21 protein-coding genes are annotated in these 21,751 nt (G+C 67.4%); 6 read left to right on the forward strand and 15 right to left on the reverse strand.

Annotated elements, in window-relative coordinates; translation table 11 throughout:
- Positions 1-37: 37 nt before the first annotated feature.
- A complete protein-coding gene (locus RS84_RS16460) occupies positions 38-1,108 on the reverse strand; it encodes an ABC transporter ATP-binding protein (RefSeq protein ID WP_045258824.1) in 1,071 nt (356 codons plus the stop codon).
- 116 nt (positions 1,109-1,224) lie between these two features.
- On the opposite strand from RS84_RS16460, the gene RS84_RS16465 reads away from it, so the two are divergent.
- Together RS84_RS16465 and RS84_RS16470 are read left to right on the forward strand one after the other, a co-directional pair.
- Positions 1,225-2,022, forward strand: a complete 798-nt coding sequence (locus RS84_RS16465; protein WP_052676412.1) for a FadR/GntR family transcriptional regulator — start codon at positions 1,225-1,227, stop codon at positions 2,020-2,022.
- A gap of 37 nt (positions 2,023-2,059) precedes the next feature.
- A complete protein-coding gene (locus tag RS84_RS16470) occupies positions 2,060-2,764 on the forward strand; it encodes a cache domain-containing protein (RefSeq protein ID WP_045258825.1) in 705 nt (234 codons plus the stop codon).
- Between the two features lie 127 nt (positions 2,765-2,891).
- Here RS84_RS16470 and RS84_RS16475 read toward each other — a convergent pair whose 3' ends face one another.
- Positions 2,892-4,427, reverse strand: a complete 1,536-nt coding sequence (locus tag RS84_RS16475; protein WP_082062238.1) for a PrsW family glutamic-type intramembrane protease — start codon at positions 4,425-4,427, stop codon at positions 2,892-2,894.
- Between the two features lie 89 nt (positions 4,428-4,516).
- On the opposite strand from RS84_RS16475, the gene RS84_RS16480 reads away from it, so the two are divergent.
- Positions 4,517-5,386, forward strand: coding sequence for a fumarylacetoacetate hydrolase family protein (locus tag RS84_RS16480; RefSeq protein WP_045258826.1), 870 nt, complete (start codon positions 4,517-4,519; stop codon positions 5,384-5,386).
- Between the two features lie 69 nt (positions 5,387-5,455).
- Here RS84_RS16480 and RS84_RS16485 read toward each other — a convergent pair whose 3' ends face one another.
- From RS84_RS16485 to RS84_RS16500, 4 genes are all read right to left on the reverse strand, one after another.
- A complete protein-coding gene (locus tag RS84_RS16485) occupies positions 5,456-5,752 on the reverse strand; it encodes a hypothetical protein (RefSeq protein ID WP_052676413.1) in 297 nt (98 codons plus the stop codon).
- 87 nt (positions 5,753-5,839) lie between these two features.
- Positions 5,840-7,297, reverse strand: coding sequence for an aspartate ammonia-lyase (locus RS84_RS16490; RefSeq protein ID WP_045258827.1), 1,458 nt, complete (start codon positions 7,295-7,297; stop codon positions 5,840-5,842).
- A 78-nt stretch (positions 7,298-7,375) separates the two neighbouring features.
- Positions 7,376-8,296: a phosphodiesterase gene (locus RS84_RS16495; RefSeq protein ID WP_045258828.1), complete on the reverse strand. Its 921-nt coding sequence runs from the start codon at positions 8,294-8,296 to the stop codon at positions 7,376-7,378.
- Between the two features lie 44 nt (positions 8,297-8,340).
- Positions 8,341-8,919 (reverse strand): dihydrofolate reductase family protein, encoded by a 579-nt coding sequence (locus RS84_RS16500; protein ID WP_045258829.1) that lies wholly within the window; start codon positions 8,917-8,919, stop codon positions 8,341-8,343.
- 72 nt (positions 8,920-8,991) lie between these two features.
- Between RS84_RS16500 and RS84_RS16505 the strand changes: the two genes are divergently transcribed.
- Positions 8,992-9,558 carry a TetR/AcrR family transcriptional regulator gene (locus RS84_RS16505; protein ID WP_045258830.1) on the forward strand — a complete coding sequence of 189 codons (567 nt, stop codon included), beginning with the start codon at positions 8,992-8,994 and terminating at the stop codon, positions 9,556-9,558.
- Positions 9,559-9,595: 37 nt separating this feature from the next.
- On the opposite strand, the gene RS84_RS16510 is transcribed toward RS84_RS16505, so the two are convergent.
- Positions 9,596-9,931, reverse strand: a complete 336-nt coding sequence (locus RS84_RS16510; RefSeq protein ID WP_045258831.1) for a hypothetical protein — start codon at positions 9,929-9,931, stop codon at positions 9,596-9,598.
- A complete protein-coding gene (locus RS84_RS16515) occupies positions 9,928-11,331 on the reverse strand; it encodes an inorganic phosphate transporter (RefSeq protein WP_045258832.1) in 1,404 nt (467 codons plus the stop codon). The genes RS84_RS16510 and RS84_RS16515 overlap by 4 nt, the downstream gene beginning before the upstream one ends.
- A gap of 156 nt (positions 11,332-11,487) precedes the next feature.
- On the opposite strand from RS84_RS16515, the gene RS84_RS16520 reads away from it, so the two are divergent.
- Both RS84_RS16520 and RS84_RS16525 read left to right on the forward strand, forming a co-directional pair.
- Positions 11,488-13,584, forward strand: a complete 2,097-nt coding sequence (locus RS84_RS16520) for a S9 family peptidase (protein WP_045258833.1) — start codon at positions 11,488-11,490, stop codon at positions 13,582-13,584.
- Between the two features lie 217 nt (positions 13,585-13,801).
- A complete protein-coding gene (locus RS84_RS16525) occupies positions 13,802-14,635 on the forward strand; it encodes a DUF559 domain-containing protein (RefSeq protein WP_045258834.1) in 834 nt (277 codons plus the stop codon).
- 158 nt (positions 14,636-14,793) lie between these two features.
- Here the strand turns inward: RS84_RS16525 and RS84_RS16530 are convergent, their stop codons facing one another.
- From RS84_RS16530 to RS84_RS16560, 7 genes are all read right to left on the reverse strand, one after another.
- Entirely contained in the window at positions 14,794-15,822 is a 1,029-nt protein-coding gene (locus RS84_RS16530) for an ATP-dependent 6-phosphofructokinase (RefSeq protein WP_045258835.1), read from the reverse strand.
- A gap of 211 nt (positions 15,823-16,033) precedes the next feature.
- Positions 16,034-18,178, reverse strand: coding sequence for a DEAD/DEAH box helicase (locus RS84_RS16535; protein WP_045258836.1), 2,145 nt, complete (start codon positions 18,176-18,178; stop codon positions 16,034-16,036).
- Between the two features lie 205 nt (positions 18,179-18,383).
- On the reverse strand, positions 18,384-19,334 hold the full coding sequence (locus RS84_RS16540) for a bifunctional riboflavin kinase/FAD synthetase (protein WP_045258837.1): 951 nt from the start codon (positions 19,332-19,334) through the stop codon (positions 18,384-18,386).
- Positions 19,331-19,744: a hypothetical protein gene (locus RS84_RS16545; RefSeq protein WP_192627350.1), complete on the reverse strand. Its 414-nt coding sequence runs from the start codon at positions 19,742-19,744 to the stop codon at positions 19,331-19,333. Before RS84_RS16545 ends, RS84_RS16540 begins: the two co-directional genes overlap by 4 nt.
- A 71-nt stretch (positions 19,745-19,815) precedes the next feature.
- Positions 19,816-20,184 carry a hypothetical protein gene (locus RS84_RS16550; protein WP_045258839.1) on the reverse strand — a complete coding sequence of 123 codons (369 nt, stop codon included), beginning with the start codon at positions 20,182-20,184 and terminating at the stop codon, positions 19,816-19,818.
- Positions 20,181-21,074 carry a tRNA pseudouridine(55) synthase TruB gene (truB, locus tag RS84_RS16555; RefSeq protein ID WP_045258840.1) on the reverse strand — a complete coding sequence of 298 codons (894 nt, stop codon included), beginning with the start codon at positions 21,072-21,074 and terminating at the stop codon, positions 20,181-20,183. The genes RS84_RS16550 and truB overlap by 4 nt, the downstream gene beginning before the upstream one ends.
- A gap of 28 nt (positions 21,075-21,102) precedes the next feature.
- The gene (locus RS84_RS16560) at positions 21,103-21,747 is read right to left on the reverse strand and encodes a hypothetical protein (protein ID WP_045258841.1); all 645 of its coding nucleotides are present in this window, start codon (positions 21,745-21,747) and stop codon (positions 21,103-21,105) included.
- Positions 21,748-21,751 lie beyond the last annotated feature (4 nt).

Raw genomic sequence — 21,751 nt, forward strand, 5'->3', positions numbered from 1 at the left:
TCGCTCCTTTGTGATCAGTGCTGCAGGGGTGTGGGTTTCAGGGAAGCCGCGCCGCGTGGGATGCGGCCCACTCGGCACGGACGCGGTCGCCTCTGCCGAAGTCGGATTCGGAGGCGGGGTGATGGTTGTTTGGGCGCTCGGCGATCACGTCGAGCCCGGCATCCGTCCGCACGAGGAATCGCGTCGCCGGCCCCGTGTAGACCACCTCGGCCACCGTGCCGGCGAGTCCGACATCGCCATCTGCGAGCGGCGCGGTCGATGCGGCGATGCGGACTCGCTCGGGTCGGATGCTCATGGTGCGACGGTCGCCGGTGAGCTCCTCGACGAGATCGCCGCTGATCAGGTTCGAGAGGCCGAGGAAGCGCGCGACGAACTCGGTCTGAGGGAATTCGTAAACCTCGCGAGCGGTGCCGACCTGCTCGATGCGCCCGTTGTTGAAGACCGCGACACGGTCGCTCAGCGTCAGCGCCTCCTCCTGATCGTGCGTCACGAAGATGAACGTGATGCCGACCTCGCGCTGGATCTGCTTGAGCTCGATCTGCATCTGCTCGCGCAGCTGCTTGTCGAGCGCTCCGAGAGGCTCGTCGAGCAGCAGTACCTGCGGCCGCAGGATGAGGGCTCTGGCCAGCGCGATGCGCTGACGCTGCCCGCCGGAGAGCTGGTGCGGCAGGCGGTCGGCGACGTGACCCAGACGAACCTGCTCGAGAGACTGCGCGACGCGCTCGAGACGCGCGGCTTTGCGCTCTCCACGCACCCGCAGCCCGTAGCCGACGTTCTCGGCGATCGTCAGATGCGGGAAGAGCGCGTAGTCCTGGAAGACCGTGTTGACCTGCCTGGCGTGCGGGGGAACCCTGGTGACGTCGACGCCGGAGAGGCGGATGCGGCCGCTGGTCGCCTCTTCGAAGCCGGCGATCATCCGCAGGACCGTCGTCTTTCCTGATCCGGACGGGCCGAGCATCGACAGGAACTCCCCCGGCGCCACATCCAGGTCGAGATCGCGGACGGCGGTGAACTCGCCGAAGGCCTTGGTGACGCGCTCGAGATTCACCGCTCCTGGTGCGGGCGCGGACTCGGCGCCTGTGGTCTTCGCGGGTGCGGTGGCGATCATTTCGCTCTCCTCGGATCTTCGTCGAACGGGGAAGGTTGCTTAAACATATAAACCCAGAGGTAATATTTCAAGTATCATTTCCATCACGTCCGACGATGAGGGTGGAGAATCGCAGCATGGAGCAGTCCCCCGCACCGGCCCGCGCAGCGGCGGTACCGGTCGACGCCCCGTCGCCGCACGATGCCCGCCGTCATCCGCATCGCCTCCAGGGTTCGCTGTTCCAGCCGATCGGAGACGAAGGGCGAGCCGAGCTCGTGGAACGCCGTCTGGTCGACGCGATCACCCGTGGACATCTGGCCGCAGGCGAGCGGCTTCCGCCGGAGGCGGACCTCGCGAGGAGTCTCGGCGTCGCCCCCGTGACCGTGCGCGAAGCGCTGCTGGCACTGCGCGGCCGCGGGCTTCTCGTGACCAGGCGAGGCCGTAACGGGGGCAGCTTCGTCGCGGACCACGCCGATCCGCTCTCCTTCACACGAGAAGCCGTCAGAGCAGCGTCTCGCCTGGCACTGCGCGACCTCGGCGCCCACTATGCCGCGATCACCGGCGCCTGCGTGAGGCTGGCCGCACGCAGAGCCGACCCTTCTGAGGCTCAGCAGATCAGGCAGCGGATGCAGCGGCTCGGGGATCTCGACACCGAGCAGCGGCGACGGCTGCTCGACGACGTCCAGATCGAGATCGTCGCCCTGAGCCAATCCGCCCGCCTCACCCGCGAGCAGATGAAGCTGCAGGCCGAGATCTCCCCCTATCTGCTCTTGGTCGCCCACGAGAGCGAAGACGCGCTGCGACAGGGTGAGCATCTGGCCGCCGTCGCCGACGCCGTCGAGGCCGGTGACGAGGAGTCCGCGGTCATCCGCACCGAGCTCATGGTGGATGAGACGATCGACGCCCTGATCTCGCTGCAGGTGAGGCTCAACTGAGGAGCACGGTCACGACGACCTGCTTGGGAGGACAGATATGGAACAGACCGACGAGGTGATCCGCAGTGCGGCGGACATCGTCAGCGAGTACTTCACCGCACCGATGCGCACGCTGCTCGAGTGGGTGGAGCCGTTCGCGGCCCAGGTCGCCCAGCTCCGCAGCACAGGACCCCTGACGCAGGCGAAGCTCGACCCGCTCGTCGAGCCGTACGCGCTCCAGACCCTGGCGCTGGATGGCGTCCCCGTGTACGGAGCCGGCTTCATCGCCGCGATCGACCTGCTCGCCGACGCGCACAGCCACCTCGCCTGGTGGCAGGGCGCGGATCGCCGTCAACTCGTGCTGGCATCGCAGACCGTCAACAAAGAGGACATCGACTACAGCGCCCTGGAGTGGTATCGCGTGCCAATGACCAGCGGCGAGCCCCACGTCGCCGGCCCCTACGTCGACTATCTGTGCAGCGACGAGTACACGATCACGATCGCGGTGCCCGCCGAGATCGACGGCGAGCGCATCGGCGTGGCCGGGCTCGATCTGCTCGTGGCCGCCGTCGAAAAGGAGCTGACGCCGCGGTTCATGGCACTCGGCCACCAGGTCACACTGACCAACGGCGTGGGCCGGGTCGTGGTGTCGACCGATCCTCGAGTGGCCACCGGAGACTCGGTTCGCGGAGGAAGGCTCGCCTCCCTCCCCCGCATCGCGTGCGAAGGCGTCGCGCTGGACGTGATCGTCGAAGAGATCTGACGGCGACGACCGAAAAGCCTTGACACCTCGCGGATGCCGGGTGCACCCTGTTCTTAGATCAACTCAGCGCCCGGAGGACTTGCAGGCATCGCCGCAGCACCGGGCGCTGAGTCTTGTCACGGGAGGCTCAATAGGCGAGAAGCGCCGCCTTGGTCGCTCTCGTGCGCGCGAGCAGAGCCTGCTCGTCCTGCGCGGCGAGCGGGTCGCGACCCGTGATCGCGCGCTGACGGACCATCGCGAGCTTCGTGGCGTCCTTGATGAACTCCCGCATGAGGGGCCGACGATCGCCGCGCAGCTGCGCGGCCCAGTTGAGTCCCACTTTGCGTCCGGGTCGGGTCGCGAGCATGTTGACCTCTTCCGGCGTGAACCAGCCGGCGGCGGCGTACTCGCTCAGGCGCGCCTTGGTCAGACGCGCCTCCTCGCGCCGCAGCGCGATCACTCCGAAGATGAACCCGACGAAGAGCGGAACCTGCAGCAGGAAGTACAGCAGGAAGAAGTCGCCGAAGGTGGCCGAGCCGTTCCACAGCGCATGCAGGAAGACCGCCCCGAGCCACCCCAGCGCGCCGAAGCCGAGGGCGGCCCCCGCCGAGGCCTGCCGGCGCGCGGCGAGACCGATCGCGAGACCGGTGAGCGAGGTGAACATCGCGTGGGCGAACGGCGAGAGGATCGCCCGGACGAAGAACGTCACTCCGAGCTGAGCGCCGCCGCCCTCGATCAGGCTGATCGCGAAGTACTGGATGTTCTCGGTGAACGCGAAGCCCGCTCCGACGAGCGCGCCGTAGACGACGCCGTCGACCGGACCGTCGAAGTTGCGGCGGGCGATCAGGAAGATCAGGTACACACCCAGGCCCTTGAAGAGCTCTTCGACGATCGGGGCCTGCACCACCGCACCGGCTGCGTCACTGCGTCCGCCGACCAGGAGCGTGAGCGCGAGGTCCAGGAGCAGGGTCAGGCCGATCGCGGCGATCGCACCCCAGGCCACAGCGAAGAAGACCATGAGCTTGGGTTCGGGCTCCCAGCGATCGATCATCCACACGACGAAGAACACGATCGCCAGCGGGATCAGTGCGAGCACGAGGCCGATGATCGAGCTGATCGGACCGAGGAAGAACGCGAAGTAGGCGATCAGGGCGAGAAGCAGGAAGCCGAGGAAGCCGAACAGGACGAAGAGCACGACCTTGCCCTTCCCGCCGGGTACCGGAAGCGCCGGCAGTCCCTGCGCGGGAGACGGCGCGACGGGAGCGGGCGGCGAGTAGTGCGTCGGCTGCGCCAGCACGGAGGCGTACCCGGGCTGCTGTGTGAAGTGCGCGGGCGCGTAGTTCGATGCGGCATACTGCTGCGCCGAGTACTGCTGCTGCGGCGGGCTGTACGGCGGCTGAGGCGGCGTCTGCGCAGCAACGGGCTGCTGCGGGTGGGTCGGCTGGGCAGGAGCCGCAGGCTGCTGGTGCGCGGGCGGCTGATACCCCGGATGCTGCACCGGCTGCCGATACGGCTGCTGGGGATATGCGGGCGGCTGATACCCCGGATGCTGCGGGGCTGCCGGCTGCGGGGGTGCCGGCTGCTGGGCTGCAGGCGGCTGGGGCGCAGGCGGCTGAGCGGCCTGCGGCTGCCCCGCGGGCGGCGGGGTATACGGCGTGGGCTGGGACGGTCCTCCGGAACTCATAGACACGAGCATATTGTGAAGCCCCTTCTCCACCGGCTTTTGGATGGTTGCTTCTGCGAAAGACGCTCGATCCCGACTACCGTAGGGGTATGCGGTTCGCTCATCTGCGCCGTGCCGACTCCTCGACGGCAGAGCTTGCCGTCGTGGAGGACGCCGACGCCATCCTCGTCTCAGATCTCCTGCCCGACCCTCCCGCCACGCTGCAACAGCTGATCGAAGGCGGCACAGAGCTTCTCGCCGCCGTGCGTGCCGCACTCATCGGAGCCACGGCCCCACGGCATCCGCTCGCAGAGCAGGCCTTCGCCTCCGCCGTCCTCGCGCCTCCGGCTGTATTGGCCGTCGGTCTCAACTACGCCGCGCATTCAAGCGAACTCGGCCTGAAGACCGATACGGCACCAACAGTCTTCACGCTGTGGCCGAACTCGCTCACCGGTCACGAGCAGACGACGTCCTGGCCTCGGGCGCTCAGTGAGGCGGTCGACTACGAGGCGGAGCTCGGCGTGCTCATCGGCACACCTGCGAAGGACGTCGCTGAGAAAGACGCCCTCTCTCACGTGTGGGGCTACACCGTCGTGAACGACATCACGGCCCGCAACGTGCAGTTCGCCGAGGCGCAGTGGTCACGCTGCAAGTCATTCGACGGGTTCACACCGACCGGTCCGTTCGTCGTGACCGCCGACGAGATCGCCGACCCACAGGACCTGCACATCTGGACGGTGGTGGACGGGCACACCGTCCAGGACGCCACGACGGGACAGATGGTGCGGTCGGTCGCGACGCTCATCGCCCATCTCTCCCAGTCCCTGACGCTGCTTCCGGGAACGCTGATCTCGACGGGCAGCCCGGGCGGAGCAGGCTACTCCCGCGATCCGCAGATCTTCCTCCGTGACCGCTCCACGGTCACGGTCGGGATCGACGGCATCGGTGAGCTCACCACGCACTGCCGCATCATCGGCTGAATCGCACGAAGACGAAGTCAGGGCGGGGATCCGATCGGATCCCCGCCCTGACTGTCGAGTGCGACGGAATCAGCTGCCGTACGAGCCAGACGAAGCCGCGAGCGCGAACATCGAGATGACGAAGAAGATGCCCGCGATCAGGCCGAGCGCCGTGAGGATCCACCCCGCGATGATGGCCACCTTCGCAGGTGTGTTCTCGTATCCCACCTCGCGGCTCTGGTTCCGGGCGACGTAGCCGAGGATCAGGCCGACCACGGACGACGCGACGAAGGTCACGATGACCGCGACGATGCCGAGGGTCTTGCCGGGAATGCTGGCCGGTGCGGGAGCGTATGCCGGCTGGGCGCCGGGAACCTGGTTAGTCATGTTTTCCTCCAGTGAAGATCGGTCGTCGATGACTCTATCCTGTGAACCAGCTGTAAGCCCATGGGGAGAAGGCCCCATGACGGCGCATCAGATCTCGAGATCCTCCGGAGCGATGATCGGGATCGCCGCGGTGACGGCCTCAAGCCCCGACAGGCGAGCCGGCGAGAGCTGCTTGATCACCTCGTCGCGCGACATCAGCCCCGCCTCGACGACGAGATCCGCCACGTTGCGATTGGTGAGCAGTGCGGTCTTCGCGAGTGCCGCTGCCGCCGCGTAGCCGATGAACGGGGTGAGCGCCGTGATGACGCCCACGGAAGCCCCGACCATGGCGCCGAGGCGATCGCGATTCGCCGTGATGCCATCGACGCAGTTCACGCGGAGCGTCCACATCGCCTGCCGCATCCACGTGATCGACTGGAAGATCGAGTGAGCGATGACCGGCTCGAAGGCGTTGAGCTGCAGCTGGCCGCCCTCGACCGCCATCGTGACGGTCATGTCAGCGCCCACCACCGCGAAGGCGACCTGGTTGACCACCTCGGGGATGACCGGGTTCACCTTGCCGGGCATGATGCTCGACCCCGCCTGCATGGCCGGCAGATTGATCTCGCCGAGACCGGCCTGCGGTCCGGACGAGAGCAGGCGCAGGTCGTTGCAGATCTTCGACAGCTTGATCGCATTGCGCTTGATCGACGAGGAGAACGACATGAAGGAGCCGGTGTCGCTGGTGGCTTCGACGAGGTCGGATGCGGTGACCAGATCGAGGCTGGTGATCTGGCGGAGGTGCTTCAGAACCGCCTGCGCATAGTCCGGGTGAGTCGTGATGCCGGTGCCGATCGCCGTCGCACCCATGTTCACCTCGAACATCAGCGCCGCGTTCTCGCTCAGTCTCTGGTGGTCGTATCCGAGAGTCGTGGCGAAACCGTGGAACTCCTGGCCCAGCGTCATGGGGACAGCATCCTGCAGCTGCGTGCGCCCCACCTTCAGGACGTCGTGGAACTCGCCCGCCTTGCGGAGGAACGATCGGCGCAGCAGGTCGAGCTCCTCGAGCATCGAGTGCAGCGTCAGCGAAAGGCCGATCTTCACGGCGGTCGGGTACACGTCGTTCGTGGACTGGCTGCGGTTGGTGTGATCGATCGGCGAGAGGAAGGCGTAGTCGCCCTTCTCGCGACCTGCCATCTCGAGCGCGATGTTCGTGATGACCTCGTTGGCGTTCATGTTCGTCGACGTTCCGGCGCCGCCCTGGATCACGCCCACGGTGAACTGGTCGTGGAACTCGCCGTCGATCACCCGCTGCGCGGCGCGGTCGATCAGGTCTGCGCGCTCAGCGTCGAGGACGCCGATCTCCTTGTTCGCACGGGCGCTGGCCTGCTTGACCATCGCAAGGGCGATGACGAGATCGGGATACACCGAGATCGGACGCTTGGTGATCGGGAAGTTCGCGTCTGCGCGGGCGGTATGGATGCCCCAGTACGCGTCTGCGGGGATCTCCATGCTCCCGAGGGAATCGGTCTCTGTACGGGTGAGGGCGGGCGCGGCAGAAGCCATGTCACATCCTTGTGGGTCGTGGCGAGTGGGTGATTCGGGGGTGCTCCTAGTGTACGCCTGTTCAACGCCGCGCCCGAGTCACCTGCCGGGCTTGCGGGAGAACGCCTCGAGACGCTGCTCCGGCGTGAGACGCGCCATCCGCTCCAGCCATTCCTGCGAGAAGAAGTCGCCCGTCGGCGCATCCAAGACGGGCACCACCGTGTGGGTGATCGTGTCAGGATGCACGTGCACGAGCTGGAACGCCTGCGCGGCATCCATGCCGTTGACGTCCGGGGCAGGGCGCGCCACGTTCATCGTGTAGCAGGTCGCAGAGGCGACGCTCACGGGCACCCCCGCGAACATGCCGTGCGATGAGTAGTGCAGATGACCGGCGAGGATGCCGCGCACATCCGTGCCGCGGATGACATCGGCGAGCTCATCCTGATGCCGCAGTTCCAGGATGTCGAAGAGCGGGAGGTGGCTCGGCAGCGGGGGATGATGCATGGCGAGCAGCGTGCCGTGCGGCGCGGGCTCTGCGAGGACTCCGGCGAGCCAGTCGAGCTGCCTTTCGTCGATGTCACCGTGGTGCCAGCCAGGCACGCTGGTGTCGAGGGCGATCAGACGCAGGCCGTCCAGATCCCACATGCTGGTGACGGGCTCCTCGCTCGGTTCGAGATCGAGAAGCCCTGCGCGCAGCGCCGGACGCTCATCGTGGTTGCCGGCCACCCACACGACGGCGGTGTCCAGTGCTGCCGCGACCGGCTCGACGGCCTCGCGCAGCCGGCGATAGGCGTCGGGCTCCCCCAGATCCGCCAGGTCGCCCGTGATGACGATCGCGGACGGATGCGGGTGCACCGCCATGATCGCCTCGAGCGTGCGGGAGAACGTCTCATCCACGTCGTACCGCCCGCCGAGCCTGGCACCGCCGGCGAGGAAGTGTGTGTCGCTGACGTGGATGATCACGTGCGACGCCGGCTCATGGCGGCCGAAGGCGTACACGCTCTGCGGAGACTCGCTCATGGCTCCAGCCTATGGGGCGGCGCCGACGGTGGGCTGGAGACTCCTCACACAGCAGCCGGGCGGACGTATTCGGAGAGCACGACCCCCGACTCGAACGTCGTCGTGCCGACCTCCTCGAACCGCTCGGGGGCATACGGGCGCGGTCCGAAGAGCGGGATGCCTGCGCCGAAGAGCACGGGATTGCGCTTCAGCACCAGACGATCGATCTGATCGGCGAGGGTGGCGGCCAGCGCACCTCCTCCACACAGCCAGATCGCCGCACCCTCCTGCTCCTTGAGCGCTCGGACCGTCGACACAGGATCGGCCGCCGTGACCTCGAGGCTCTCCCCGGTCACGGTGCGCGTTCGCGAGAACACGATCTGCCGCAGATGGCGGTAGGGGCTCACGACTCCGAACGGCAGTCCGACGGCATAGGTGTTCCATCCCATCAGGACGGTGTCGAACATGCCGCCGTCACGTGACACGCCCAGCGCATCGGCGATGTCGGTCGGCACCGTGTCACCGAATCGCTCGTTGATGGCCGCCATGTGGTCACCCTCGCTCAGGAAGGCGTCGAACTCTCCGGCGGGACCCGCGATGTAGCCGTCCAGGCTCACGGCGACGTAGTAGACCAGTTCTCGCATCTTCGCTCCAATCACAACAGCTGTCGTACTTGGAGTGTACACCAGATGTAGTGGTTCAGCTACACTGACCACATGGCGAAGAATGAGACCCGACGACGTTCTCTGGCGGATGCCGGCCTCGCCGTCCTCGCTCGGCTAGGCTCACGCGGGCTCACGCACCGTGCGGTCGATCTCGAGGCAGGCGCGCCGACGGGCACGACCTCGAACTACTTCCGCAGCCGCGATTCGCTCATCGCGGGCCTCGTCGAGCGCATCGGCGAACGGCTGGCGCCTTCGGACCAGGACATCGAGCGCCGAGCATCCGAGACGCCGAGCCTCGAGCTGTTCGCAGATTATGTGCGCGACATCGTCCGTCGGCTCAGCGACGACCGCCAGGTCACGATCGCGCTGTTCGAATTGCGGCTGGAGAGCAGCCGCCGCCCTGAGGTCGCCGCGGTTCTCGGCGCCTGGCAGCGGGCAGGTTTCGACGGCGACGTCGCCTTCAATGCAGCAGCCGGTCTCCCCGGCGGACGGCGCGAGATCGCCCTCTTCCACTACGCGATAGACGGTCTGCTGCTCGATCGACTGACGACGCCGATCGACCCAGGCACCTCGACCGACGACATCATCGACGATCTCGTCGCGGGATTGCTCGGCTGAACACGAACCCGCCGATGCTGCGGAGGTCGTCGCGCGGTCAGTGCCCGATCACGATGAGCGCGATGCCGCTAGCGACAGCCGCGGCGCACAGTGCGAAGCATCCGTAGGCGCCGACCAGAGCGAGTCTCTTCTCGCCAGCCGTGAGCGGGCTCTTCTTGGCGGCTTTCGCAGCCTTCTTCTCTGCGCGCCTGAGGTCCTTCTCCGTGATCACGGTGATCGCGTCGGTGAACTCGGCCGGGCTCACGACCGGCGCACGGCCGCTGCGGACCAGAAGCCGGAGCCCGATCGCATAGAAGCCGACGATCGCGCACGCGCCGACGAGAGCCGCGACGAACACCAGGAGGAATGCGTTCCAGTCGATCACGACGCTCACAGCGACTCTCCTCTGCTGGAGTTCTGCTCGGACTCGACGGGGGCCTTCGCCTTCTTGCCGGCTTCGGCCTTGCCCTTGGACTTCTTCTTCTCGGCCTTGGCCTTGGCCGCCTTGTCGGCTGCCGCCTTTTCCGCTTCGGCGCGCACCTTCTTGGCGTCGGCCTTGGCCTGCTCACGTGCGGCAGCACGAGCCTTGGCCTCGGCCTTCGCCCGCTCGATGCGCTGCTGACGCCGCGTGGGAGGCGGGGTCTCTGGCAGTTCGACGGCGAGCCCCGACTCGGCCACGTCGCTCATCGCGTTGGCGTGGGTCACCGCATCCTTCCGCGAGCGCAGGAAGAGACCGACGATGATCGCCACGGCGAGCACCGCGTCGACCGCGATGCCCCAGCCGCCGAGCCACTGGATCAGGAGCGCGGCGAGAGCGCCGACGGCGCCCGCCGCGGGAAGCGTGAGGAGCCAGCCGATCGCGATCCGCCCGGCCGTTCCCCAGCGCACGGAGGATCCGCGACGACCGAGGCCAGAGCCGATCACGGAGCCCGATGCGACCTGCGTCGTCGACAGCGCGAAGCCGAAGTAGCTGGAGGCCAGGATGGTCGCGGCCGTGGAGCTCTCGGCCGCGAAGCCCTGCGCGGGCTTGACGTCGGTGAGACCCTTGCCGAGCGTGCGGATGATCCGCCAGCCGCCGAGATAGGTTCCCAGGGCGATCGTGACGGCACACGCGACGATGACCCAGAGGTGCGGATCGGCCTGATCCTGGCTCTGCCACCCCACCGTGATGAGGGCGAGAGTGATGACGCCCATGGTCTTCTGCGCGTCGTTCGTGCCGTGCGCGAGGGCGACCATCGAGGAGGTGAAGATCTGGCCCCACCGGAATCCGTCGCGTCCGTCGGGCTTGTTGTCGTAGCGACGCGTGATCGAGTACGCGATCTTCGTGGCCGCGAACGCGATGATGCCCGCCGTGACGGGGGCGATGACCGCCGGGAGCACGATCTTCGACAGAACGGCCCCGAAGTCGATGCCGCCGAATCCGACACCCACCAGGGTCGCGCCGATCAGACCGCCGAACAGCGCGTGCGAGGAGCTGGAGGGAAGACCCAGCAGCCACGTCAGCATGTTCCAGGTGATCGCGCCGATCAGTCCGGCGAAGATCATCGGCAGGAACGCATCGGATACTCCGTCGTCGCGGATGATCCCGTGCGAGACGGTCTGCGAGACCTCGGTCGACAGGAAGGCGCCGACGAGGTTCAGCCCTGCGGCCAGCAGGACGGCGGTCTTGGGCTTGAGGGCTCCGGTCGCGATGGGCGTGGCCATTGCGTTCGCGGTGTCGTGAAACCCATTGGTGAAGTCGAAGAACAGTGCCAGTGCGATCACCAGCACGACGATGAGGGCTGCGGTTTCCACCGTTCGCTTTCGGTCGTTTGAGGAGGAAGGTGATGTCGACGGGATCGACGTGACGAACGAAGAGTTCATCGTGGGTTTTTCTTCCGTTTACCGGCCCCGGTAAATCCTCCCATCCGGGCCGGAGCCGGTCAACTCGACCTGGGCTAGCGTGGAACGGTGACTGACGCACCGATCGCCGCCCGACGCCCGACCTCCCGCACGCATCACGGCGACACCTTCGAGGATCCGTACGAGTGGTTGCGCGACAAGGACTCCGCCGAGGTGATCACGCATCTTGACGCCGAGAACGCGTTCACGGATGCCGCGACCGCTCACCTGGCGCCGCTGCGCGAGCGGCTCTTCCAGGAGATCAAGGGCCGCGTCCAGGAGACCGACCTGTCTGTGCCCACCCGGCGCGGCGGCTGGTGGTACTACAGCCGTACCGAAGAGGGAGCCCAATACGGCATCCACTGCCGCACCGCCGCTGCGCCAGACGACTGGACTCCCCCTGTCCTGGAGCCCGGGGTCGCCGTGCCCGGTGAAGTCGTCCTGCTGGACGGCAATGTCGAGGCCGAAGACCACGAGTTCTTCTCGCTGGGCGCCTTCGACACCTCGGATGACGCCACGAGACTCCTCTGGTCGACCGACTTCGAGGGCGACGAGCTCTATACGGTGCACGTGCGCGATCTCACGACGGGCGAGACTCTGCCCGACGAGATCCCGAACACCGGCAGCGCGTTCTTCACGCCCGATAGCTCCGGCGTCATCTACACCACTCGCGACGAGGCGTGGCGCCCTGACACCCTCTGGCTGCACCGGCTCGGCACAGACGTCGCCGACGACGTGCAGCTGTTCCACGAGCCGGACGAGAAGTTCTGGCTCGGCGCCGGGATCACCCGCAGCCGCCGCTACCTCGTGATCGCGGTCGGCTCCAGCATCACCAGCGAGGAGTATCTGGTCGACCTCGAAGGCGATCTCACCGCCGAGCCGCGCATCGTCTGGCCGCGCATGGAAGGCGTCGAGTACTCGCTCGAGCACGCCGTGGTCGACGGTGAGGATCGGCTGTACATCCTGCACAACCAGGACGCTTTGGACTTCGAGCTCGTCTCGGTTCCGGCATCCGATCCGCAGGGCGAACGCCGGGTCGTGCTGCCGCACACCCCGGGCCGACGGCTTCTCGGCATGGACGCCTTCCGCGACTTCGGCACGGTCGAGTACCGCAGCGAGGGGCTCGAGCGTGTCGCGCTGCTCGATTACGCCAGCGACGCACTCGAGGACATCGCTTTCGACGAGCCTCTGTACTCGGCAGGTGTGAGCGGCAACCCGGAATGGCACTCGCCGTTCCTGCGTCTCGGCTATGGCTCGTTCGTCACACCCGGCACCGTCTACGAGCTCGATCTCGCCACCCGGGAACTCGTGCTGCGCAAGCAGGCAGTCGTCCTGGGCGGCTACTCCCCCGCGGATTACGGACAGGAGCGCGCCTGGGCCACAGCATCCGACGGCACGCGCGTGCCGATCTCGCTGGTCTGGAAGCGGTCTTTCGGGGAGCCGGGCACTTCCGTTCGCCCGGTGCACCTGTACGGCTACGGCTCCTACGAGCACTCAATCGATCCCGGCTTCTCCGTGGCGCGTCTCTCGGAGCTCGACCGCGGCGTGATCTTCGCGGTCGCCCATGTGCGCGGCGGAGGCGAGATGGGGCGCCAGTGGTACGAAGACGGAAAGCTGCTCAGCAAGCGCAACACCTTCACGGACTTCGTCGCCTGCGCCGAGCACCTCGTCGCGAGCGGTGTGACCTCGCCCGATCGCCTGGTCGCCGAGGGCGGCAGCGCGGGAGGACTGCTGATGGGCGCCGTCGCCAATCTCGCGCCGTCCTCCTTCGCCGGCATCCTGGCCGTTGTCCCGTTCGTCGATGCGCTGACGACCATCCTCGACCCGTCGCTGCCGCTCACGGTGATCGAGTGGGACGAGTGGGGCGACCCGCTTCACGATGCCGACGTGTACGCGTACATGAAGTCGTACACGCCGTATGAGAACATCCGCTCCGGCATCGAGTATCCCCGCATCCTCGCCGTCACCTCGCTCAACGACTCTCGAGTGGCCTACGTCGAACCGGCGAAGTGGGTCGCCGCGCTGCGCGAGGCCGGAGCATCCGACGTCCTGCTGAAGTGCGAGATGGTCGCAGGTCACGGTGGCGTGAGCGGCAGGTACAACTCCTGGCGCGAGCGCGCGTTCGAGCTCGCGTGGATCCTCGACGTGCTCGGCCTCGCCGAGTAGCCCGCCCGCTTGCCTCCGCTCCGAGGTCGACTTCTCCCCGAGAATAGGTCAACCGCACGAGAATAGGATCGATGGCCGCATCCGACCTCATCTCGCGCGGTTGACCTGTTTTCGGGATGGGGCGAATGCTCCTGCACAAGTCGGGGAGCCGTCCATTCTGTCCCCATGAGCTGGTTCTGCGCTCCAACGAGGGCCATCGATCCCGCAGGCTGGGCCGATGCTTCTCGAAGAATGGCTCAGCAGGCACGACGGCGCGGCGCACACCTCGGACATCTACGCGGCGGGATTCAGCCGGCATGCGATCTCGAAGGGAATCGAAAGCGGGAGGATGCTGCGACTGCGCAGATCCTGGATCGTGCTGAGAGACTGCGAGGCAGACATCGTGTCGGCTGTCGCCGCGGGCGGACGACTGACATGCGTCAGCGAGGCGCGACGGCTGGGGCTGTGGGTTCCCGACGATGACGTCGTGCACATCTCGGTCAGATCCGAGCGCTCGCATTTCGACAAGAATGCGTTCTCGGTCCACTGGTCACGCGGCCCGGCGCCGACGAGGGCTCGCGCCCCGATCGAGCCCCTGATCAACGTGCTCGATCACGTTGCTCGCTGCCAAGAACCGCCGCAGGCTCTGGCTATCTGGGAATCCGGATTGAACAAGCGGCTGATCGCCGCTCCTGTGCTCCATGCCGTGCACTGGACGGGGAACCGCGCGAGGCGGATCGCCGCGATCGCGTCGAGCCTCTCGGACTCCGGCATGGAGACCGAGTTCGTCATCCTCATGCGCGCGATCGGCATTCACGTCCGACAGCAGGCGTGGATCGACGGACATCGCGTCGACGCGCTGATCGGAGATCGCCTCATCATCCAACTCGACGGGTTCGCACATCACAGCGACGCCGTCGCACGTCGCCGGGACATCGAGGCAGACGCCCGCCTGCGACTTCGCGGGTACACGGTTCTGCGCTTCGACTATTACCAGGTCTTCTTCCAGCCGGAGTTCGTTCAGGAGACGATCCGCACCGCGATCGCGCAGCTGCTCCACATCGCCGGCTGATTCACGACATCCGACAATAGGTCAACCGCACGAGAAGAGGATGCTTGACTGCATCCTTCCTGTTCTCGCGCGGTTGACCTATTCTGGCGCTTCCTGGAAGCCCGCTACCTCGGCGGAAGCGCGCTGCCCCGGAGAACCGGCGCTCAAGCCGCCGGGGCTCAGCCGAACAGCGTGGCTGCGGCGTCGTAGCGCACCTGCGGGACCGTGTTCAGCTCGCCCAGCGCGTCGGCGAAGGGCACGCGCACGATCTCGGTGCCCTGCATCGCGACCATCTGGCCCCACGCGGCGTCCATGATGGCATCCGCGGCGTGCATGCCGAGGCGCGTCGCGAGAACACGATCGAACGCCGAGGGGGCGCCTCCCCGCTGGATGTGGCCGAGGATCGTGGCGCGCGTCTCGATACCCGTGATCCGCTCGATCTCGGGTGCGAGCAGGTCGCCGATCCCGCCGAGGCGGGGACGGTTGAACGCGTCGAGGCCCTTGTCGCTGTAAGCCTCCTCCATGTCGCGGAGCTTGAAGCCCTCCGACACGACGACCAGGGGCGCACGCCCACGGTCGTGAGCGCTCGTCACCAGGTCGGCGATCTCCTCGATCGACATCGGGACCTCGGGGATGCAGATCACGTGAGCGCCCGCGGCCATGCCGGCGTGCAGGGCGATCCAGCCGACGTGGCGGCCCATGACCTCGGCGACCATGCAGCGGCGGTGCGAGTCGCCCGTGGTGCGCAGCCGGTCCATCGCGTCTGTGGCGATGTTCACCGCGGTGTCGAAACCGAAGGAGTAGTCGGTGGCGCGCAGATCGTTGTCGATCGTCTTCGGGACGCCGATCACGTTGATGCCGTCCTTGGCGAGGCGATCGGCCGCCGCGAGCGTGCCTTCGCCGCCGATCGCGATGATGCCGTCGATCTTGTGGCCGTACAGCGTCTTCGCGATGTTCTCGGCGCCACCGCGCTCACCCTCGTAGGGGTTGGTCCGGCTCGTGCCGAGGATCGTGCCGCCGACCTTCGACAGGCCCTTCACGTCATGCCGGGTGAGCGGGAAGAAGTCGCCGTCGACGACGCCGCGCCAGCCGTCACGGATGCCGACGAACTCGAGGTCGTACGCGCGGGTGCCCTTGAGTACGATCGCGCGGATCACCGCGTTGAGCCCGGGGCAGTCGCCGCCGCTCGTGAGGATGCCGATCTTCATGCTGCCGCCTTCGGTTGTTCGGGTCAGTGAGGGGGTAAAGGCGACGTTGCCTGCGAACGACACTAGCGCCCCGGCAGGAGGAAGCGCCATTCTCGGCGACGAAAACAGCGAATCTTGACTGCTGATCTCAGACGAAATGCCAGACGTGCCAGATACTGGCGGGATTCGACAGAAATGGGCGTTAAGAACCGAGGTTCTTAACGCCCATTTCTCACGCTGCGGCGAGGGCTCCTCGCAGCAGATGCATGAGCGCCGCCAGCTGCACCGGCTCTGCGGCGGCCTCGTCGACGGTCTCGCCGTCGAGCGCGCGAGCTGCGAGACCATGCTTCTGATCGATCAGCTCGGCGATCTTGGTATCGATGGTGTGCGCAGCGATGATCCGCCACGCGGTGACTGGCTCGTCCTGGCCGATGCGGTGCACGCGGTCGATCGCCTGCGTCTGCTCGGCAGCCGTCCACGAAAGCTCAGCTAGCACCACGTTCGAGGCTGCCTGCAGGTTGAGGCCGACGCCCGCCGCGGTGAGCGAGCACACCGCGATGCCGACCTCGGGATCGCCGTTGAAGTCGTCGATGGCCTGCTGCCGGGCCGAGGATGTCTGGTCGCCTCGGATCGACACGGCGCGGATGCCGGATGCTGCGAAATGCGCTTCGGCCCGATCCATCACGTCGATGTGCTTCGCGAAGAACACGACCTTGCCGACCGACCGCTGCAGCTGTGCCGCGTAATCGGCGGCGAGCTGCGCCTTCGCCTGGCCGATGCGCCGCACCATGGTGAAGACGTTGTCGCCCCCGGTGCCCGCCGCCTTCGACTCCTCGAGTTCGTTCTGCGACACGAGCCTGACGATGTCGTCGTCGATCTCACCCGGAGCGAGTCCGCGATCGCCTCGGGCGTCGATGATCCGCCGGTAGCGCGCTGCGAGGCGTTCGCCCAGCTCGCGCTCCGCCTGACGGATGCTCCGCCCGAACTCGTCGTCGAGCTGCACGGGCAGATCCGCGATCAGCTTGTCGGGGAGATCCGCGGCGACATCCTTCTTCTTTCGTCGCACGATGCCCATGGAGATCACGGCATCGCGGGCCTCGGGGTAGAACGCCTTGTCGGCCGGCGTGAATCCGGTCGCGTCGAGCTTCTCCATCAGCTCAGGCCCCGGCTTCTCCCCCGTGGTCCAGCCGAGGAAACGCCAGATCGCGTCGAAGTCCTCGACGTCGTTGATCAGCGGAGTACCGGTGAGCGCGAGCATGAGCGGGTTGCCGCCCGGAGTCCGCTCCCGCACCCGCGCGGCGAGCGAGAGCACGTTCTGCGAGCGCTGGGACGAGAGGTTCTTGATGAAGTGCGCTTCATCGACGACCATGCCGCGCAGGCCGATCGAGGCCAGCCAAGACAGATGCCGGTCGAGGATCTCGTAGTTGACGATGAAGACGTCGGCGAAGGCGTCGATGTCGTCGCCGTCTCCCTGGATGACAGTGGCGCGGCGCTGAGGAGTCCATCGCTCGACCTCGCGCGCCCAGTTCATCTTGACGACGTTCGGAACGACGGCCAGGAGCGGATAGGCACCGGCTACGGATGCCGCCAGCACGGACTGCGCCGTCTTGCCCAGACCCGGCTCGTCCGCGAGCAGGAAGCTGCGATGGCCGCCGCGGACCGCTTCGAGGAAGCGCGACTGATGCACCATGACCTCGAGCCCCTTGGGCGAGAGGTGGTCGTACTCGGGTGCGGGCGGCAGCTCCATGCTGGCCGCCGAGCCGCCGGCACCCGTCTCGAACGCCTTGTAGAGCGGGCCCATCAATTCCCAGCCGTCAAGCCGTCGCCGCGGGGTCGCGGCAGGGCGAGGTGTGAGGTCGGGGGCGAGGAACGGGTTCGCGAGCTGCCGCGCCTCGACCGAGGGCGGCGTGACCTGACGCTCGGCGATCGCCGCAGGCACGACCGGGATCTGCACGGGCGCGACGTCGGCGATGATGAGCTCTTCTGGCGCCAGCTCAGCGCCCGACTCGAGCAGCCAGTCGCGGCGCATCCGCTTGGCGACTGGGGACGTCGCCTGATCGGCCTCGAGCAGCTGGATCAGCGAGGTGTCGCGTGCTGCCGTCTTGGCGAGGATCGTGGCGACGCCGTCGAGCCGCTTGAGCAGTTCCGCGCGGGCGGCGTCGCCGATCTCGGCATCCGCCTTGACCCTGGCGCGCTCTTCGCGCACCAGGAATGCGATCACCTGGAACTTGACGCGGTTCGTGGGGCCGAGCTTTCCGCGCTGAGACTTGGCCTCGATCTCGCGCACCTTGCGCGCGAGGATCGGAATCAGCGGTGCCTCGTCGTCGCGACGAGACGTCTTCCTGCGCCGCGTGGCGGCTGGTGCCGTGGTCGGCATGCTCCTCCTGAGCGTGGAGGCCACAGCATCCGCGGGATGCCGGAGCCGTCTTCGATGTCCGCGTGTGGCGCGAGCCAGGACCGTGCGGACCGTAGTACCGATTCCCGCCGACGCACGAAAGACCTGCGCGGATCACCGGGAACCGAGCGTCAGTCTACGCCATGCTCGCCGCTGCGGGGGCCGCAGGACACGCAGAGTTCATCTTCTACGACTGCGCGCCGAGCACCCGCCGGGCTTCAGTCACATCGTCGGCCATCTGCAGCATGAGCTTCTCGATGCCCTCGAACGCGACCATTCCCCGCAGCCGCTCTACGAACTCCACGGTGACGTCGTGCCCGTAGAGATCGAGCCCGGTCTCGTCGATCACGTGAGCCTCCACCTGGCGCACGAGCACGTCATCGAACGTGGGATTCGTGCCGACCGAGATCGCCGCCCTGTGCCGGATGCCCGTGTCGTGGTCGACCAGCCACCCGGCATAGACGCCGTCGGCTGGAACGAACGCGTCGGTGATCGTCTCGAGGTTCGCGGTCGGGAAGCCGAGCTCGCGTCCTCGCTTGAGTCCGTGCACGACCTCGCCGCGCACGTCGGGATGCCGGCCGAGCACCTCGGCCGCGCCGCTGACGTCTCCTGCCATGAGCAGCTCGCGGATCCACGTCGACGAGACGCGACGGTCGGAACCGGGCAGGTAGACGTCGTCGACGATCTCGACGGCGAACCCGCGGCTGGGGCCCATCTCGGCGAGCAGCGCGGGCGTGCCTGCTCCGCCGCGCCCGAAGCGGAAGTCCGCCCCGACCAGAACGGTCGAGACCCGGAGAGCTGCGACGAGGATGCCCTCGACGAAGTCCTCCGCGCTGCGCGCGGCGAGCTCCTCGTCGAAGGTCAGCACGAGAGTCGCATCGAGGCCGAGCTCTCCCAGGAGCTCGAGCTTGCGCTCGACGGTGACGACGTTCTCGGGGCAGCGGTCGGGACGCAGCACCGCGAGCGGGTTGCGATCGAAGGTCACGGCGACCGCGCGCGCGCCGGATGCCGCGGCCTGGATCTTCAGCCTCTCGATGACCGCGCGGTGCCCCGCGTGCACCCCGTCGAACTTGCCGATCGCGACCGCAGACGGCCCGAAGTCGGCGGGAACGTCGCCCGGGTCGCGGAAGACGATCACGCGGACACCTCGACGCGCGACGCCTCAGCGCGCGACGGCCGATGAGTGCGAAGCCACCACAGGCCGAAGACCGGCAGCACCAGGGGGACGAACAGGTACCCGCGGCCGAACAGAGACCAGACGGTCTCGTGCTGGAACAGATCGGGCACGAGAAGACTCAGGGCTCCCACCACGATCACCCCCGTGAGCTCGAAGACGATCGCTATCCAGGCGACGGCGTACCAGCCTCTCCGCTTGGCCAGCACGAGCGCGAGCGTGGCGAGGATGTAGACGACGGCGGCCACAGCCGACAGCGAGTACGCCAACGGAGCCTCGTCGAAACGGCGGACGATCTGCACGAAGCTCCGGCCGGTCGCCGCGAGCGCCATCACGGCGTACACGATCACGAGGACGCGACCGATGCCGGTCATCCGAGAGGGGGGTGCGGAGGTGCTCATAGCTTCATCCATCCTAATCCGCGACGGATCCCGCAGCTTCGCCGTCACGCGATCTGAACGCTCCAGATGACCTGCATCCGCCACAGCATGATCGCGATCGCGACGGCCGCGACTCCGAGGATCACAGTGCTCCACCTGCTGCGCTCCATCAGAGCCCAGAGCACCGCTCCGATCGGCAGCAGCACGGCCGAGACGAGGTAGACCCAGAACTCGAGCGGGTCGCCCGTCGGCGGGTTGCCCGTCAGCGGGGCGACGATCGCGACGACGACCTGGGCGATCAGCAGCACCTCGACGACCGCGAGCGCGCCGACTGTGAAGTCGCTCGGCCGCCGGCCAGCGAGGCCGGCGGTGACGCAGAAGACGCCGGCCGCGGCGGCGATCGCGATCTGCGCGATGGTGAGCCAGAGGATCATCGAGCGGCCTCCGGCATGTTCATGGCGCTCTTCAGATCAGGGCCGCGCCTCTCCACCACTCCGACGAGCAGTCCGTCTGGGTCGATCGCGGCCGCCAGGGCTCCGTCCAGCCGAGTCGCCTGCCCGGAGAGTCGCTTTCCGTGTCGCAGATCGCGAGCGTCCTCGGCAGTCACATCCAGCGCCTGCAGCACACGCGCCGCTGCCTGCGCGGGGGTCAACGTCGTGGCGCCCTCGAGATCCTCGATCGAGACGGCATCCGCCACATCGAAGTCTCCGACTCTGCTGCGCCGGAGGGCGGTGAGGTGACCGCCGACGCCGAGGTCCTCACCCAGATCGCGCGCGAGAGAGCGGATGTACGTGCCCGATGAGCAGTCCACCACGACGTCGAGATCGACGACGCCCTCGCCCTCACGACGGGCGACGACGTCGAAGCGCGACACTGTCACGCTGCGAGCGGCGAGCACGACCTCCTCCCCCGCCCGGACACGATCGTAGGCGCGACGACCGTCGACCTTGATCGCCGACACCGAGCTCGGAACCTGCGAGATCGTGCCGGTGAGGGCCCGGATGCCGTCGGCGATCCGCTCCTCGGTCACTGCGGTCCACGCATCCGCCGATGCCCGGGTCAGGATCTCGCCGTCGGCATCATCCGTCCCTGTGGTCTGCCCGAGCCGGATCGTCGCCTCGTATGTCTTGTCGGCCCCCACGATGTATGTGAGCAGGCGGGTCGCGCCCTCGATGCCGATCACCAGGAGCCCGGTGGCCATGGGATCGAGCGTGCCCGCGTGCCCGACCTTGCGAGTGCCGAACGCCCGACGGGTGCGGGCGACCACATCGTGGCTGGTGAGGCCTGCGGGTTTGTCGACGAGAAGAATGCCGGGCGAGACCATCCCTCAAGCCTACGATGCGCGCGGATTCTCAGCCGCACACCTCGTAGGAGGGCTGCTCGCCGACCGTGACGACCACATCGGATGCACCGGTCGCACCCTCACGGAACTCGAAGAAGACATGCGCCTGGCCCTCGCCCGGCAGCTTCAGCCAGGTTCCGCCGCCGATCGGCGCCTCGCCCTCCTCAGCACCGGGGTACGCCGCGACGACCTCTTCCTTGGTCGCTCCGATGCCGAGACCCGCCTTTGTGACGGGCGAGGGCACCGCTACAGGCTCCTCCGCAGCCGTGTAGACCGAGATCTCTCTCAGCGGCGCGTCGTCACTCTCGGTCCCCCGTACGAAGAAGACACCATAGCTCGAGTCCTCAGAATTCCACCAGGCGGTCCACGAGCAGTTCTCGTCGTTCGTCCACGTATCCGGCAGCTGGGTCAGGGTCTCATCGAGCTGCGCCCCGATCTCGATGGGCCCCACGCCCGCGTCGCTGATGATCCAGGTCGTCGGGTCCTGCGGGTCGGCCGAGGGCGACGAGGACGCCGTCGGGGCAAGGGTCTGCTTCTCGGTGGGCGTGGCGCTCGAATCGGGACCTGTCTCCCCCGCGCCAGACGCGCACCCTGCGGCTGTGGCCAGCACGAGCCCGGTGATCAGCAGAGCCGCGCCGCTTCGCCGTGTGTTCATCGTC

The sequence above is a fragment of the Microbacterium hydrocarbonoxydans genome (assembly GCF_000956475.1).
Lineage (GTDB): Bacteria > Actinomycetota > Actinomycetes > Actinomycetales > Microbacteriaceae > Microbacterium > Microbacterium hydrocarbonoxydans_A.

Excerpts from the sequence above, each read along its gene's own strand:
- RS84_RS16480 (WP_045258826.1), top strand. The coding sequence starts at position 4,517 with ATGCGGTTCGCTCATCTGCGCCGTGCCGACTCCTCGACGGCAGAGCTT.
- RS84_RS16490 (WP_045258827.1), bottom strand. The coding sequence starts at position 7,297 with ATGGCTTCTGCCGCGCCCGCCCTCACCCGTACAGAGACCGATTCCCTC.
- RS84_RS16485 (WP_052676413.1), bottom strand. The coding sequence starts at position 5,752 with ATGACTAACCAGGTTCCCGGCGCCCAGCCGGCATACGCTCCCGCACCG.
- RS84_RS16550 (WP_045258839.1), bottom strand. The coding sequence starts at position 20,184 with ATGATCCTCTGGCTCACCATCGCGCAGATCGCGATCGCCGCCGCGGCC.
- RS84_RS16525 (WP_045258834.1), top strand. The coding sequence starts at position 13,802 with ATGCTTCTCGAAGAATGGCTCAGCAGGCACGACGGCGCGGCGCACACC.
- RS84_RS16535 (WP_045258836.1), bottom strand. The coding sequence starts at position 18,178 with ATGCCGACCACGGCACCAGCCGCCACGCGGCGCAGGAAGACGTCTCGT.
- RS84_RS16460 (WP_045258824.1), bottom strand. The coding sequence starts at position 1,108 with ATGATCGCCACCGCACCCGCGAAGACCACAGGCGCCGAGTCCGCGCCC.
- RS84_RS16500 (WP_045258829.1), bottom strand. The coding sequence starts at position 8,919 with ATGCGAGAACTGGTCTACTACGTCGCCGTGAGCCTGGACGGCTACATC.
- RS84_RS16465 (WP_052676412.1), top strand. The coding sequence starts at position 1,225 with ATGGAGCAGTCCCCCGCACCGGCCCGCGCAGCGGCGGTACCGGTCGAC.
- RS84_RS16475 (WP_082062238.1), bottom strand. The coding sequence starts at position 4,427 with ATGAGTTCCGGAGGACCGTCCCAGCCCACGCCGTATACCCCGCCGCCC.
- RS84_RS16545 (WP_192627350.1), bottom strand. The coding sequence starts at position 19,744 with ATGACCGGCATCGGTCGCGTCCTCGTGATCGTGTACGCCGTGATGGCG.
- RS84_RS16495 (WP_045258828.1), bottom strand. The coding sequence starts at position 8,296 with ATGAGCGAGTCTCCGCAGAGCGTGTACGCCTTCGGCCGCCATGAGCCG.
- RS84_RS16505 (WP_045258830.1), top strand. The coding sequence starts at position 8,992 with ATGGCGAAGAATGAGACCCGACGACGTTCTCTGGCGGATGCCGGCCTC.
- RS84_RS16470 (WP_045258825.1), top strand. The coding sequence starts at position 2,060 with ATGGAACAGACCGACGAGGTGATCCGCAGTGCGGCGGACATCGTCAGC.
- RS84_RS16560 (WP_045258841.1), bottom strand. The coding sequence starts at position 21,747 with ATGAACACACGGCGAAGCGGCGCGGCTCTGCTGATCACCGGGCTCGTG.
- truB (WP_045258840.1), bottom strand. The coding sequence starts at position 21,074 with ATGGTCTCGCCCGGCATTCTTCTCGTCGACAAACCCGCAGGCCTCACC.
- RS84_RS16530 (WP_045258835.1), bottom strand. The coding sequence starts at position 15,822 with ATGAAGATCGGCATCCTCACGAGCGGCGGCGACTGCCCCGGGCTCAAC.